Annotated in this window: 1 protein-coding gene; it reads left to right on the forward strand. The window is 39.0% G+C overall.

The genetic code is table 11. The annotated features are described in order from the left end of the window. Positions 1-21 precede the first annotated feature (21 nt). On the forward strand, positions 22-631 hold a 610-nt coding region (locus JFC05_RS12700; protein WP_198337148.1), incomplete at its 3' end, for an IS1595-like element ISPssp3 family transposase.

Below are 631 nucleotides of genomic sequence, written 5' to 3' on the forward strand. Positions count from 1 at the left end.
AAAATTATTTAGGATAGCACTATGAGAAAGAGTAAACTAAGTTGGTATAAACAAAGCAGACTCATCGAGTTATTTGTTGCTGGTTCTACCGCGAGAACAGCAGCAAGCCTAATTGGTGTTAATAAAACCACAGCCAGTTATTACTTTCATAGGCTAAGACTGCTTATTTACGAGAATAGTCAAGACCCTGGTCTATTTGAAGGCGAAATCGAAGTAGACGAATCATACTTTGGTGGCACTCGTAAAGGCAAGCGAGGGCGAGGTGCTGGTAGCAAAGTGCCCGTGTTTGGCCTATTAAAGCGTAATGGCAAGGTCTACGCTTGTATTATACCCAATGCTAAAGCAGATACTTTGATCCCCATCATAAGAGAAAAAGTGAAGCCTGATAGCATTGTTTATACTGACTCATTTAAAAGCTATAACGCATTAGATGTCAGTGAGTTTACTCATTATCGTATCAACCACTCTAAAACCTTTGTTAATGATAAGAATCATATTAATGGTATAGAGAACTTTTGGAACCAAGCTAAACGGCATCTACGCAAGTTTAACGGAGTTCCAAAAGAGCATTTTCACCTCTATTTAAAGGAATGTGAGTGGCGTTTTAATCACAGTGACCCAAAGTCGCAAT

It is taken from the genome of Psychrobacter celer (assembly GCF_016107555.1).
GTDB classification, from domain to species: Bacteria; Pseudomonadota; Gammaproteobacteria; order Pseudomonadales; family Moraxellaceae; genus Psychrobacter; species Psychrobacter celer.